This is a genomic window from Actinocorallia aurantiaca, assembly GCF_039533685.1.
GTDB lineage: Bacteria > Actinomycetota > Actinomycetes > Streptosporangiales > Streptosporangiaceae > Actinocorallia > Actinocorallia aurantiaca.
In genome coordinates, this window is sequence record NZ_BAAATZ010000014.1 from 1 (window position 1) to 12,357 (window position 12,357).

A 12,357-nucleotide genomic window follows, 5' to 3' on the forward strand; every position below is an offset into this window, starting at 1 on the left:
GACGGGCCCGTCGCCCGTCGTGTACACGTGGTCGTGCTCGGCGGCGAACCGGGCGGCGATCCCGGCCCCGGCCGGGGTGGGCGCGTCGGGCAGCAGCGCGGCCAGCGCCGCCAGCGAGTCCTTGATCCCGCCGACGAGGCCGAGGTCGACGGGGAAGTTGCGGCCCGGCTCGGCCGGGTCGGAGTCCAGCTGGAGCACCGCCAGTCCGTCGGGGATCGGCGAGCCGGGGCTGTAGTGGTGCGGGGTGAACGCCTGGCAGCCGACGATCAGCAGCACGTCGTGCGGGGCGAGCATCTCGCGGATGCCGGTGTGCACCGACGGCAGCATGCCCGCGTACAGCCGGTGGCCGGTGGGGAAGGCGACGCCGTCGTTGAGCGGCTGGTGGTAGACGGCGGCGCCCGTCCGCGCCGCGGCCGTCGCCAGCGCGGCGACGGCGTCCTCCCTGCCGACGCCGTCGCCCGCCACGATCACCGGGCGCTCGGCGGCGGCCAGGCGGGCGGCGGCCGCCTCCAGGCCGGGGGCAGGGCCGGGCGGAACGAGCGTCGAGCGGGCCGGGAGCGGCGCGGTGGCGTCGTCGAACAGGTCCATGGGCAGCGACAGGAACACCGGCCCGGCGGGCGGGCGGACGGCCAGCGCGAACGCCCGCCGCAGCTGGATCCCCAGGTCGTGGGCGTGCTCGACCTGGATCGCGGCCTTGACGGCGGGCGCGGCGATCCCGACGAGATCGCCGGCGAGCATCGGGTCCTGCGCCAGGTGACGCCGGTCCTGCTGCCCGGCGAGCACCACCAGCGGGACGCGGGAGCGGCGCGCGTTGAGCAGCCCCACCACCCCGTTGGCCAGGCCCGCCGCGACGTGCAGGCTCGCCACCGCGGGACGGCCGGTGGCGCGGGCGTAGCCGTCGGCCATCGCCACGACCGGGCCCTCGTGCAGGCCGAGGACGTACTCGATGCCGGGCGCGGCGGCCAGCGCCTCCAGGATCGGCAGCTCGGTGGTGCCCGGGTTGCCGAAGACCCGGTCCACTCCCTCCTCGGCCAGCACCGCGAGCAGCGTCTGGGCGGGCGTCACCGGGAGAACCTGTCTACCTTCACGATGACGTCCTGGCTGTACAGGCGCAGGCCCTGGGCGAGGGCGAACTCGGCCATGTACTCGCGGAAGCCGTCCAGCGGCTCCTCCGCCAGATTGATCATCTTGCGGTTGGCGACGACGGCCGGGTTGTCGAGCCGCTCGGCGCTGCGGTCCAGGGCGACGCCGACCTCGCCGGCGGGCACGACCTCGTCGCAGACCAGCTCGGCCGCGGACTCGCGGACCCCGATCCGCCGGCCGCCGAGGATCACCTGGCGGGCCAGGCGCGGCCCGGCGAGCCGGCCGAGCCGCAGGTTCGCCACGCCCGGCACGATGCCCTCCTGGGCGGCGGGCAGCGTGAAGTAGGAGTCGTCGCCTGCCACGACCTTGTCGAACACGAACAGCAGCTGCATGCCGCCGCCGATCGCGAAGGTGTCGACGGCCGCCGCCCACGGCTTCTCCAGGGTGCGGTGCGGCCAGGTCTCCGCGCGGTCCTCCACGATCAGGCCGCGCTGGATCTTGTGGATGAAGCCGAGCTCCCGGCCCAGCAGGAAGCCCGTGTAGGAGATCCGGCCGGCGTGCAGCTCCTTGAGGTTGATCCCGGCGCTGAACACCCGGCGTCCGGCGTAGCGCGGATGGGTCATCTCGCAGCCGCGCAGGGTGCCCACCCGGACGGCGTCGTCCAGCAGCGCCAGGTCGACGGCGGTCTCCATGTCCTCGGTGAGCCGGTTGTCCTCGGCATTCAGGCAGTGCGGGTTGCGGATCGTGATGTTCGCGACCGTGCCGTCCCGGTCGAGGTCGACCGAGTCCAGCCGCAGCAGGCCGGTGCGGCGGAACTCCGGCAGCAGCTCCAGGGCGCGCCGGGTCGGCCGGAGCATCGACTCCATCAGGTGGATGCCCGAGGTCAGGGTCTTGAGGATGCCGCGGAAGAAGATCGCCTGGTCGATCTCGCGGCCCTCCTTCCCGGCCTGCATCCGGGTGCTCTCGGCGTCGAGCTGGTCGCGGGTCGGCACCAGCCCGGGGAACTCCAGGGCGGCGGCGCTCACCAGCGAGTCCAGCCGGACGTCGCGGGTGCAGCCGTCGGTGAGGGTGTCGTACACGTTCTGGGCGTGCACCTTCATGAACCGCGACCGCAGCCAGCGGCTCACCCGGTGCACCTCGTCGGCGCGGGCCTGCTGGCCCGGCGAGCGCTCGGGTTTGCCCGGCAGCGCCACCAGGGTCTCCTCGCCCCAGGCGGCGAAGTCGGTGAGGGTCTTCGCGTCGACGGTGAGGGCGCCGGTGATGTCGGGGGTGCGGCCGGAGAACGCCGTGAGGGTGCCGGTCACGAGGCCACCTCTGCGCGCAGCCGGCGCAGGGTCCGGTCGCACGCCGCGAGATGGGCGCCGAGCGCCTCCTCGAAACTGGTCGTGGCGGCCTCCAGCAGCAGCCGCCGCCGGATCGCCAGCTCGCTCCCGGCCAGGCCCTCGGCGAGCCGGAAGCCGGCGGGGTCCCAGCCCTCCGGGCCGGTGACGAGGTCCAGGAGGCCGTCGGCGAGCGCCGTCTCGGCGTCCAGCGCGCCGCCGAACAGCACGAACCGGCGCGCCCTGGCCACGCTGACCTGCTGGGCGAGCCGGTGCACCAGCATGCCGGGCCACGGTTCGCCCGCGGCGACCGGCGGGCGCAGCACCACCCCGGGGGTGCCGACCCGGTAGTCGGCCGACAGCAGCGTCTCCAGGGCGGGGCCGGCGACCAGGCCGTCGGCGAGCGCGACGGTCGGCGCCGGGAGTTTCTCCAGCCGCCGCAGCGCCCGCTCCCACCGGTTCACCAGGTGGACGACGAGGTCGCCGTCCGGGTCGGGGCCGTCCGGCGCGGGACCGCCGACCCGCAGGACGGCCACGACCGGCCCGTCCTCGGCCTCGACCCGGTCGCACAGGTCCTGGACCGCGGCTATCAGGGGTTCCGTCACCAGGTCGGCGCTGCCGACCACCGTCTCGATGACGACCGTGGATCGCGACATCTCAAGCCACCTCTCAGCTTTCAGCAGGTCAGTTCCGCAGCAGCGCGGTCTCGATGGTCGAACCGGGGCCCATGGTCATGAGCACCAGGTGCTCGCCCGGCCGGATCACGCCGGACTCGGCCAGCCGCTGGTAGGAGAAGAGGAAAGAGCCGCTGGAGAGGTTGCCGTAGTCGCGCAGCACCCCGGTGGTGTGCCGCACGTCGTAGCGGGTCAGCCCCAGGTTGATCATCACCGAGTCGATGACCTTCTTGCCCCCGGAGTGCACCACCCAGTGGTCGATGTCGCCGGGCAGCAGCCCGGTGCCGGCCAGCAGGTCCCCGATCACGGTCTCGACGTTCGCGCCGACCACGTAGGGCACCTCGCGGTCCAGGAAGAAGCTGAACTTGCCCTGGTCGTCGTCCCAGTCGTAGCGCATCGCGCCGATCGCCTCGGGGATGATGCGGCTCGCGAAGCGGAGGACCTGCGGGCCGCGGCCCGGCGCGGCGGGGTCGCAGGTCAACGCGACCGCGGCGGCGCCGTCGCCGAAGAGGCTGTTGACCACCGAGGTGCGCATCGTGCCGTCGAAGACGTAGGCCGCCGAGCACGCCTCGACGCACACCATCACCGCGAGGTCGCCGGGATGCGACTCGGCCCACCCGGACGTGGCGGTGAGACCGTTGAGTCCGGCGTTGCAGCCCATGCCGACGACGTCCAGGCGGCTGGTGTCGGGACGCAGCCCGAGCTCCTTGATCAGGTGGGCGCTGAACCCGGGGGTCAGGAAGCCGGTGGAGGTGACGCACACCAGGAAGCGGATGTCGGACGGCTCCGCGCCGGCCCGCTTCAGGCAGTCCTGGACGGCGCGGGCGCCCATCTCGATGCCGTTCGCCTTGTGCTTGGCGAGCAGCTCGCCCTGGGTCTCCATGACCCGGCCGCCGTCGGCGGACTCGGGCGGCAGGTGCAGGAAGCGCCGCTCGATGGCGCTCTGCATGAAGATCGACCGGATCTTGGGATCCTCGATGCCGAAGATGTCGAGGATCTCGCGCTGGGTGTAGGAACTGGGCGGCACCGCGGTGCCGACCCCGAGGATGCCCGCCCGGGGCCGGGCCGCCACTGCGGCCCTCTCTGCTTGAAGGGTCGTCATCGGTCACTCCTTTGCCGACAGGTCACCCAGTCCCGCTGCGATCAGGGCGGTGACCCGCCGCTGATGATCGGCCAGGTAGAAGTGACCGCCAGGGAACACGTGCAGGTCGGTTCGGTCGGTGGTGTGGTGCCGCCAGGAGCGCGCCTCGTCCTCGGTCACCTGGGGGTCTTCGACGCCGATCAGGACGGTGACCGGGCAGCCGACGGCGGCGCCCGGATCGGGACGGTAGGTCTCGATCGCCCGGTAGTCGGCGCGGAACGCCGGGAGCAGCCCGGCGAGCAGTTCGGGCTCGTCGAACACCCGGGGGTCGGTACCGCCGAGCCGGCGCAGCTCCGCGATGAGGCCCGCGTCGTCGCGGGTGTGGACGTCCTCGTCCCGGATCCGGGACGGCGCCCGCCGGCCCGAGGCGAACAACCGCAGCGGCGGGCGCGCGGCCCGCCGTGCCGCCTCGAACGCGACGACCGCGCCCATGCTGTGCCCGAAGAGGGCCCAGGGCAGGTCGCCGGCCCGGTCCAGCTCCGGCAGGACGCCGTCCACCAGGTCGGTGATCCGGGTGAGGAGGGGTTCGGAGCGCCGGTTCTGGCGTCCGGGGTACTGGACGGCGACGACCTCGACGTCCGGGGCGAGCGCCCGGGCGAGGGGGAAGAAGAAACTGGAGGAGCCGCCCGCGTGCGGAAAGCACACCAGCCGGGTCCGCGCGCCGCCCGATGGCCCGAAACGAGAGATCCACAGATCCGGCACTTCCGTTTTCCCTCCGGTCGTCACGGCCATTCGCCGTCGGCCACTCCAGAATTCAATTCAGTACCGCCGGGCGACAACCCCTAGGTCGGTTCGCCGACCCCTATTCGCGGGTTCGCGCCGGAGCCGCCGGGATCCCGAGGAATTCCGCGGTGCGGCGCCGGAATGACGATTCCAGCGATGCGGGGGCGCCTGAATCCACGAGATCGCCGAGCATCGCGAGCTGCACGCCGATCAGCGCCCGGGTGGCCGGGTCGGCCAGCGAGGGCGTGCCGTCCGCGGCGGTGTGGAGGGCACGCTCGGCGTCCTGGACGACCACCTCGGGCACCGGGACGACGATGTTGCGCAGCCCGGCCAGCACCTGGGCGGTGTCGGCGAGGCTGCGGAACCCCGATGTGCGGCCGGTCGTCGCCACCAGCACCAGCACCGCCTTCCCGGCCAGGGCCGGTGCGGTGAACGGCCGGGACGCCCAGTCGATGGCGTTCTTCACCACGCCGGGGACGGCGTGCAGGTACTCCGGGACGGCGAGGATCAGGCCGTCCGCGGCGGCGATCTCGCGGCGCAGCCGGGCCACCTCGGGCGGCGGCGCGGCGGTGTCGAGGTCGGCGTTGTAGAGGGGGACCCCCGACAGGTCGCCGTAGTGGGTCAGCTCCATGCCCGCGGGCAGCAGCGGGGGCAGCGCCCGCAGGAGCGCGGTGTTGTGCGACCCCTTCCGCAGGGAGCCGGAAATTGCCAGGATTCGTGACATCGGATCACCTCGGTCGTACCGGACGGCTAGTCCGACCCTAAGGCCGCGAGCAGATAAGCAAACCCCTATTGAGAGTAGGGGTAGGCAATTCCTAGGGGTCGACCGACAATGGCGGCATGCGGAATTACCTCATCACCGGCGGCACCGACGGAATCGGCCGGGCGGTGGCGCTGGACGCGCTCGCCGCGGGGCACCGGGTGGTCGTCGTCGGCGGCACCGCCGCGAAGGGCGAGGCCTTCCTGCGGGCCGCGGGCGACGCCGCCGACCGGGCCGCGTTCGTCCGGGCCGACCTGCGGCTGATCGCGGAGAACCGGCGGGTGCTGGCCGAGGCGCTCGAGCGGTTCGACCGCCTGGACCGGCTCGTGCTGTGCGCGCAGCGCTACCGGACCCGCCTCACCCGCACCGCCGAGGGGCTGGAGGAGAACTTCGCGTTGTCCTGCCTCAGCCGGCACGTGCTGGGGGCGGGACTGGCGCCGCTGCTGCGCGAGGCCGCCGATCCGCTGGTCGCCAGCGTCTGCGGGACGGGCACGGCGGCGGGCCGGCTGCACTGGGACGACCTCCAGTTCACCCGGGGCGGGCGGGGCCTGCGGGCACTGCTCCAGGCGGCGCGGGCCACCGACCTCGTCGGGGTGGACTTCGCGGCCAACCACCCGGACATCCCTTACGTCCTGTTCAATCCGGACATGGTGCGGACCAACCTCCAGCGCGACCTCGACCAGCCGTGGCGGGCCGTCGCCGCGCTGGCGCTGGCGCTGCGCGGCAAGCCGGTCGCCGAGGGGATCGTGCCGCTGCTGGAGCTGCTGGAGCGGCCGCCGTCCGAGCCGCTGTCCGCCTACCGGGGACGCCGCCGCATCCCGGTCACCGAGGGGAGGCTCTCCCGGTTCTACGATCCGGCGGACGCCGAGCGGTTGCGGGAGCAGGCCGCCGGGCTGCTGGCCGCGAACCCGGCCTGACGGTCAGGACGGGCCGAGCCGCCCGGTGCCGAACCGGGCGCGCAGCGCGTCGAGATCGCCGACGGTCTCCTCGGCGCGGTCCCGGCGGGTCCACATGTCGTGGTAGAGGTCGCCGATGCGGTCCGGGTCGCCTTCGGTGCCGGGCTGGACGGCGGTCGCGACGGTGACCGTCCCGACGTAGACGCCGGCCGGGGCGAGCTGGGCGTGCGCGGCCAGCGCCCAGTTGCGCAGCGCCGCCATCGCCGGGCCGGCGCTGCCCAGCACCGGCATGGGAACGACGCCGGACGCGCCGGTCGTCAGGAGCAGGCCGCCGTCGCCGCGTGCCGTCATCGCCGGGAGCACCCGTTCGGCGGCCACGAGCGCACCCAGGTACAGCAGCTCCACCTGGGCGGTGGCGGCGTCGGGGGTGGTCGCGGCTGCCGACAGGACGGGGCCGCCGCGCGGGTCGGGGCCGTACTCGACGACGTCGGCGGGGCCCAGCTCGTCTTCCAGCCGGTCGAGGGCGGCGCGCAGCGCGGCGGGATCGCGGACGTCGGCCGGGGCGGTCGCCGCCTTCACGCCGAGCGCGGCCAGCTCGGCGTGGCGGGCGCGCAGTCCGCCGGGGTCGCGGGCGACGAGGCCGACGGCGAACCCGCGCCGCCCGAAGGCGCGGGCCACGCCCATGCCGAGGCCGGGTCCGGCGCCGATCACCACGATGTTCACGAACGCTCCAGGGTGGGGAGGGCGGCCAGCAGCCGCCGGGTGTAGGAGTGGCGCGGATCGGTGAAGACCTGCTCGGCGGAGCCCTGCTCGACGACCCGCCCGTCCTTCATGACGAGGACGTCGTCGGAGATCCGGTGCACGACGCCGAGGTGGTGGGAGATGAACAGCGACGCGACGCCGAGCCGGTCGCGCAGCTCGGCGAACAGGTCGAGGACGCGGGCGGCGACGGACACGTCGAGCGCCGACAGCGGCTCGTCGCAGACCAGCACCCGGGGCCGGGCCGCCAGGGCGCGCGCGATCGCGACGCGCTGCTGCTGGCCGCCGGACAGCCGCCGCGGGTGCCGTCCGGCCAGGTCCGGGTTCAGGCCGACCTGCTTCAGCAGCTCGGCGACCTCGTCCTGCCCGGCCGGCCGGTTCGCGGCGTCCAGCGCGTCCGCGAGGATCCGCCCCGCGGTGAACCGCGGGTCGAACGAGCTCAGCGGATCCTGGTACACCGGCTGGATCCGCCCCCGCCGCCCGCGCCTGCGCCGCTCCGCGACCCCGCTCCACTCCCTCCCCTCCAGCCGGACGATCCCGGCATCCGGCTCCACCAGCCCCAGGACCATCCGCGCCACCGTCGTCTTCCCCGACCCGGACTCCCCCACCACCCCGAGCGTCTCCCCCGCCCCCACCCGGAACGACACCCCCTCCACCGCCACCCGCCCCTGATACGCCTTCCCCAGCCCCTCCGCCTCCACCACGACCGCCTTTTCCCCCGCGTCCGGGCCTCCGTCCCCGCTCTCGCCGGGATCCCGCCCGATCGATGCGAGCGCCTTCCGCACACCCGCCGACCGCGGGGCGGGCGAGGTGGGGACGGCGTCGAGGAGGAGGCGGGTGTAGGGGTGGGCGGGGGCGGTGAGGACGCGGGACGCGGGGCCGTGTTCGACGATGAGGCCGTCGCGCATGACCGCTATGCGGTCGGCGAGGCGGGCGACGACGGCGAGGTCGTGGCTGATGAGGAGGAGGGCGGTGCCGCGGGCGCGGCGGGCCGCCAGGAGGTCGAGGATCTGGGCCTGGACGGTGACGTCGAGGGCGGTGGTGGGCTCGTCGGCGATGAGGAGGACGGGATCGCAGGCCAGCGCCGAGGCGATGAGGGCACGCTGTCGCAGGCCGCCGGACAGCTGGTGGGGGTACTGGGCGGCGCGGCGTTCGGGCTCCGGCACGCCGACGTCGGCGAGCAGTTCCAGCACCCGCGCGGAGACCTTCGCCGGCGGCACCGTGCGGTGCAGCCGCAGCGGCTCGGCGACCTCGGCGCCGACCGGGCGCAGCGGATCGAGCGCGACCAGGGCCGCCTGCAGCACCAGGCCGATCTCCCGGCCGCGGACGTCCCGCCACTCGCGCGGGCTCAGCCTCGTCAGATCCCGGCCGCGCAGTGTCAGCTCCCCGGCCCGGACATGCGCCCCGGCCCCGGCGAGGCCGACCAGCGACCGCGCGGTGACGCTCTTGCCCGACCCCGACTCCCCCACGAGCGCCAGGCACTCGCCCTCGGCGATGGAGAAGGACACCCCGTCGGCCGCGGTCACCGCCCGCGGCCCGGTTCCGAAGGAGACCCGCAGGTCCCGGACGTTCAGCAGCCCGTCGCTCACCGTTCCAGCCTTCCCGCCGGCAGCTTCTGCAGATACTGGCCGACGACCGTCAGCGACAGCACCGTCAGCGTCAGGACGGCGCCCGGCGCGACCGCCGTCCACCAGGCGAGGGAGAAGTACTCCTGGCCCTGCTGGAGCATCGCGCCCCACTGCGGGGCGGGCGGGGCGGGGCCGAGTCCGAGGTAGCTGAGCGCCGCCGTCGCGCCGATGGCGGCGCCGGAGCCGAGCGTGGCCAGCAGCAGCACCGGCGGCAGCGCGTTCGGCAGCAGGTGCCGGACGGCGATCAGCACCGGCGGCCGGCCCAGCGCGACGGCCGCCTCGGCGTACCCCGAACGCCGGACGACCAGGAGCTGCGCCCGCACCAGCCGCGCGTACCCGGGAGCGGCGATCACCGCGATCGCGATCATCGAGTTGACCGTCCCGCCGCCCAGCGCGGTGATCATCAGGAGGGCCATGACGAGCCCGGGGATGGCGAGCAGCGCGTCCACCGCCCGCATGAGGACGGCGTCGGCGGCCCGTCCGCCCAGCGCGCTGAGCCCGCCGACGAGCACCCCCGCGCCGAGCGCGAGCACCGTCGCGCCGAGCCCGGTCAGCACCGAGTCCCGGGTCCCGTAGACGATCCGGACGTAGAGGTCGCGCCCGTTCTGGTCGGTGCCCAGCGGATGGCCGGCGCCGGGCGGCTGAAGGGTGCGCAGCGGATCGGCGGCGTCCGGGGAGCCGTGCGCCAGCAGTCCGGGCGCCGCGGAAGCGACGACGATCAGCGCGAGGAAGGCGAAGGCGAGCCACACCCCGGGTCGGGCGCCGGCGAGGGCCCGCCCGGGCGCGGCCCGGAACGTCGAGTCGATCATCTAGTCTCGCAGCCGTGGATCGATGAGCGGGTAGAGCAGGTCGACGACGAGATTGACGGTGACGTAGAACAGCGCGGTCACCAGGACGGTGCCGAGCACCACCGGGATGTCCTTGCCGGTCACCGCGGTCACCAGCAGCCGGCCCAGCCCGGGCCGGGAGAAGACCTGCTCGACGATGACGGCGCCGCCGGTCAGGGCCCCGGCCAGCAGCCCGAGCAGGGTGACGGCCGGGATCAGCGCGTGCCGCAGCACGTGCCGGGACAGCACGATCCACTCGCTCGCGCCGCGGGCCCGGGCCGTCACCACGAAGGGCTCCTCCAGGGCACGTTCGACGCCCTCCCGCATCACCGGGGTCAGCACCCCCGCGACGGGCAGCGCCAGCGTCACCGCGGGCAGCACCAGCGCGCCCGGGCCCGTCCCGATGACCGGGAACCAGCGCAGCCCGAAGGAGAAAACGGTCAGCAGCAGGATGCCCAGCCAGAACTGGGGGACGGAGACCGCGGTGGCCTCCAGCGCGGCGAACGGCCCCCTCACCCAGCGGCTCCGTCCGGCGGTGGCGAGCGCCAGCACCAGGGACACCGCCCCGGCCAGGGTGATGGCCGTCGCCATCAGGGTGAGGGTGGGCCCCACCTGCTCGCGGATCGCCTGCGAGACCGGCATGCTCAGCTGGTAGGACTCGCCGAGGTCGCCGCGCAGCAGGCTGCCCGTCTGGTGGAGGTACTGCCGCCAGAGCGGCTCGCCCAGCCCGTACCGGCGCTCCACCTCGGCCCGGATCTCGGGGGTGACCTGGAGGTTGTTCCCGATGATCGCGTCGACGACCGAGCCGCGGATCAGGTGGAGGGCGGCGAAGGTGAACGTCACCGCCCCCCACAGGACGATCAGGGCGTGGCCGAGCCGGGTCAGGATCCGCCGCCGGTACCCGGTCCGGGCGGGCGCGGGCACCGCGACGACGGCCGGTTCGGCCACCGGGGCCGCGCTCACCGCGACCGCCAGGCCCCGGTGAAGTCGGGGTAGCCCTCGGCCGTGTAGGTGACCCCCCGCACCTTCTGGTCGGCGGCGAAGGTCGCGGCCGACACGTAGACGGGGAAGACCACGGCGTCTTCGACCAGCCGGCGCTGGATGCGGGTGTAGAGGCCGGCCCGGGTGGACTCGTCGGCGGTGGCCTGGGCGTCCAGGAGGGCCTGGTCGACCTCGGCGTTGTCGTACTTGGGGATGTTGGACCCCATCGTCCCGGGGCGGGCGATGCTGTCGCTGTGGAACAGCTTGCGCAGCACGTCGGCGTCCAGGCCGGTGAACGTGGTCGCCAGCAGGTCGTAGGTGCCGTTCTGGGCGTTCGGGATGACCTGGCTGAGCGGCAGGTCCTCGATGCGCAGCTCGATGCCGGACTTCTTCAGCTCCGCCTGGACCTGCTCGCCGAGGGTCTGGTTCTCCTGGCTCTCCGCGGTCTTGGCCATCTTCCACACGACCGTCAGGCGGGTGCCGCCCTTGACGCGGTATCCGGCGGAGTCGCGGCCGGTGTAGCCGGCCTCGTCCAGCAGCCTGCCCGCGGCGGCGGGGTCGTAGGGCGCGGAGGTCTCGGCGGGCGGGGCGACGAACCGGGTCGCGGGCGACAGCGGTCCCTCAGCCTGCCGGTAGACGCCGAAGTACAGCTTGTCGACCAGGGTCTTCCAGTCGACCGCCGCCCGGAACGCCTTGCGGATCCGCACGTCGGAGAACGGAGCGCGCGTGGTGTTGGGGTAGTAGCTGTAGTTCTCGCCGGGCGAGTCGATCGTCCGGACCTGGCGGCCGGTGTCGCGCAGGCTCGCGACCCGGATCGCCGGGACCGAGGTGATGAAGTCGGCCTGGCCGCTGCTGAGCGCCCCGACCCGTACCGAGTCCTGGGTGATCAGCTTGATGGCGAGGCCGTCCAGCAGGGCCGGGCCCTGGTGGGCCGCGCCCTCGGGAGCCCACGCGTAGGCGGGGTTGCGGTGGTAGGTGGCGCCTTGGCCGCGCCGCCACGGCCCGTCCAGGACGAACGGGCCGGTGCCGACGATCTTCTGGCAGAGCTCGGCGGGGTTCCCGGCGAGCGTCCTGGGCGACTCGATGCCGTACCCCGTCGTGGACAGCACGGTCAGCAGCGACGCGTACGGCTTGGTCAGCTCGATCCGCACGGTGCGGGCGTCGACGGCGCTCACCCCCTTCAGGTAGGGGGCCAGGTAGCCGGCGGCGCCGAGCGACTTGGTCTTCGGGTCGACGACGTGCTCGATGTTGGCCTTGACGGCGGCGGCGTCGAGGACGGCGCCGTCGCTGAAGGTGACGCCGTCGCGCAGCTTGAAGGTGTAGGTCTTCTGGTCGGCGGAGACGTCCCAGGACGCCGCCAGCCAAGGCTTGATGCCGCCCTGGTCGTCGAGGTGGACGAGGGAGTCCAGCACGGGCCGGGCGACCATCGAGGTGATCGACTGCCCGGACGCGTGCGGGTCCACGCACTGCGGCTCCTGGTGAAGCGTGAGGGTGAGCCGTCCGCCGGCGGCGGGGGCAAGGGCATGCGCCTGGTGCGCTCCGCCGACGAGCTGGCCGGGGCGATCG

Annotated in this window: 12 protein-coding genes; 1 reads left to right on the plus strand and 11 read right to left on the minus strand. The window is 74.1% G+C overall.

The genetic code is table 11. From position 1 onward, the window contains the following. The 6 genes from ABD327_RS19190 to ABD327_RS19215 form a co-directional block, all read right to left on the minus strand. Positions 1 to 1,065, minus strand: a 1,065-nt coding sequence (locus tag ABD327_RS19190; protein WP_344451865.1) for a thiamine pyrophosphate-binding protein, incomplete at its 3' end; no start/stop codon positions are given. Continuing rightward, positions 1,062 to 2,387 (minus strand): (3,5-dihydroxyphenyl)acetyl-CoA 1,2-dioxygenase DpgC, encoded by a 1,326-nt coding sequence (gene dpgC, locus ABD327_RS19195; protein WP_344451867.1) that lies wholly within the window; start codon positions 2,385 to 2,387, stop codon positions 1,062 to 1,064. The genes ABD327_RS19190 and dpgC, both read right to left, overlap by 4 nt. Continuing rightward, positions 2,384 to 3,058 carry an enoyl-CoA-hydratase DpgB gene (gene dpgB, locus ABD327_RS19200; protein ID WP_344451868.1) on the minus strand — a complete coding sequence of 225 codons (675 nt, stop codon included), beginning with the start codon at positions 3,056 to 3,058 and terminating at the stop codon, positions 2,384 to 2,386. The genes dpgC and dpgB overlap by 4 nt, the downstream gene beginning before the upstream one ends. A 28-nt stretch (positions 3,059 to 3,086) precedes the next feature. Continuing rightward, a complete protein-coding gene (gene dpgA / locus ABD327_RS19205) occupies positions 3,087 to 4,178 on the minus strand; it encodes a 3,5-dihydroxyphenylacetyl-CoA synthase DpgA (RefSeq protein WP_344451870.1) in 1,092 nt (363 codons plus the stop codon). Positions 4,179 to 4,181: 3 nt separating this feature from the next. Further along, positions 4,182 to 4,862: a thioesterase II family protein gene (locus ABD327_RS19210; protein WP_344451872.1), complete on the minus strand. Its 681-nt coding sequence runs from the start codon at positions 4,860 to 4,862 to the stop codon at positions 4,182 to 4,184. A 157-nt stretch (positions 4,863 to 5,019) separates the two neighbouring features. Beyond that, positions 5,020 to 5,664 (minus strand): NADPH-dependent FMN reductase, encoded by a 645-nt coding sequence (locus ABD327_RS19215; RefSeq protein ID WP_344451873.1) that lies wholly within the window; start codon positions 5,662 to 5,664, stop codon positions 5,020 to 5,022. A 116-nt stretch (positions 5,665 to 5,780) separates the two neighbouring features. On the opposite strand from ABD327_RS19215, the gene ABD327_RS19220 reads away from it, so the two are divergent. Next, on the plus strand, positions 5,781 to 6,617 hold the full coding sequence (locus ABD327_RS19220; protein WP_344451874.1) for an SDR family NAD(P)-dependent oxidoreductase: 837 nt from the start codon (positions 5,781 to 5,783) through the stop codon (positions 6,615 to 6,617). Between the two features lie 3 nt (positions 6,618 to 6,620). On the opposite strand, the gene ABD327_RS19225 is transcribed toward ABD327_RS19220, so the two are convergent. Genes ABD327_RS19225 through ABD327_RS19245 form a run of 5 tightly spaced genes read right to left on the minus strand, consistent with a single transcriptional unit; the run spans position 6,621 to position 12,254 of the window. Then, positions 6,621 to 7,319 carry an SDR family NAD(P)-dependent oxidoreductase gene (locus tag ABD327_RS19225; RefSeq protein WP_344451875.1) on the minus strand — a complete coding sequence of 233 codons (699 nt, stop codon included), beginning with the start codon at positions 7,317 to 7,319 and terminating at the stop codon, positions 6,621 to 6,623. Further along, positions 7,316 to 8,944: a dipeptide ABC transporter ATP-binding protein gene (locus ABD327_RS19230; RefSeq protein ID WP_344451876.1), complete on the minus strand. Its 1,629-nt coding sequence runs from the start codon at positions 8,942 to 8,944 to the stop codon at positions 7,316 to 7,318. Before ABD327_RS19230 ends, ABD327_RS19225 begins: the two co-directional genes overlap by 4 nt. Next, entirely contained in the window at positions 8,941 to 9,792 is an 852-nt protein-coding gene (locus ABD327_RS19235; RefSeq protein ID WP_344451877.1) for an ABC transporter permease, read from the minus strand. Before ABD327_RS19235 ends, ABD327_RS19230 begins: the two co-directional genes overlap by 4 nt. Continuing rightward, entirely contained in the window at positions 9,793 to 10,773 is a 981-nt protein-coding gene (locus ABD327_RS19240; RefSeq protein ID WP_344451878.1) for an ABC transporter permease, read from the minus strand. After that, positions 10,770 to 12,254, minus strand: a complete 1,485-nt coding sequence (locus ABD327_RS19245; RefSeq protein ID WP_344451879.1) for an ABC transporter substrate-binding protein — start codon at positions 12,252 to 12,254, stop codon at positions 10,770 to 10,772. Before ABD327_RS19245 ends, ABD327_RS19240 begins: the two co-directional genes overlap by 4 nt. Positions 12,255 to 12,357 lie beyond the last annotated feature (103 nt).

Coding starts and splice junctions, on each gene's coding strand:
- dpgB (WP_344451868.1), bottom strand. CDS start 3,058: ATGTCGCGATCCACGGTCGTCATCGAGACGGTGGTCGGCAGCGCCGAC.
- dpgA (WP_344451870.1), bottom strand. CDS start 4,178: ATGACGACCCTTCAAGCAGAGAGGGCCGCAGTGGCGGCCCGGCCCCGG.
- ABD327_RS19215 (WP_344451873.1), bottom strand. CDS start 5,664: ATGTCACGAATCCTGGCAATTTCCGGCTCCCTGCGGAAGGGGTCGCAC.
- ABD327_RS19220 (WP_344451874.1), top strand. CDS start 5,781: ATGCGGAATTACCTCATCACCGGCGGCACCGACGGAATCGGCCGGGCG.
- ABD327_RS19235 (WP_344451877.1), bottom strand. CDS start 9,792: ATGATCGACTCGACGTTCCGGGCCGCGCCCGGGCGGGCCCTCGCCGGC.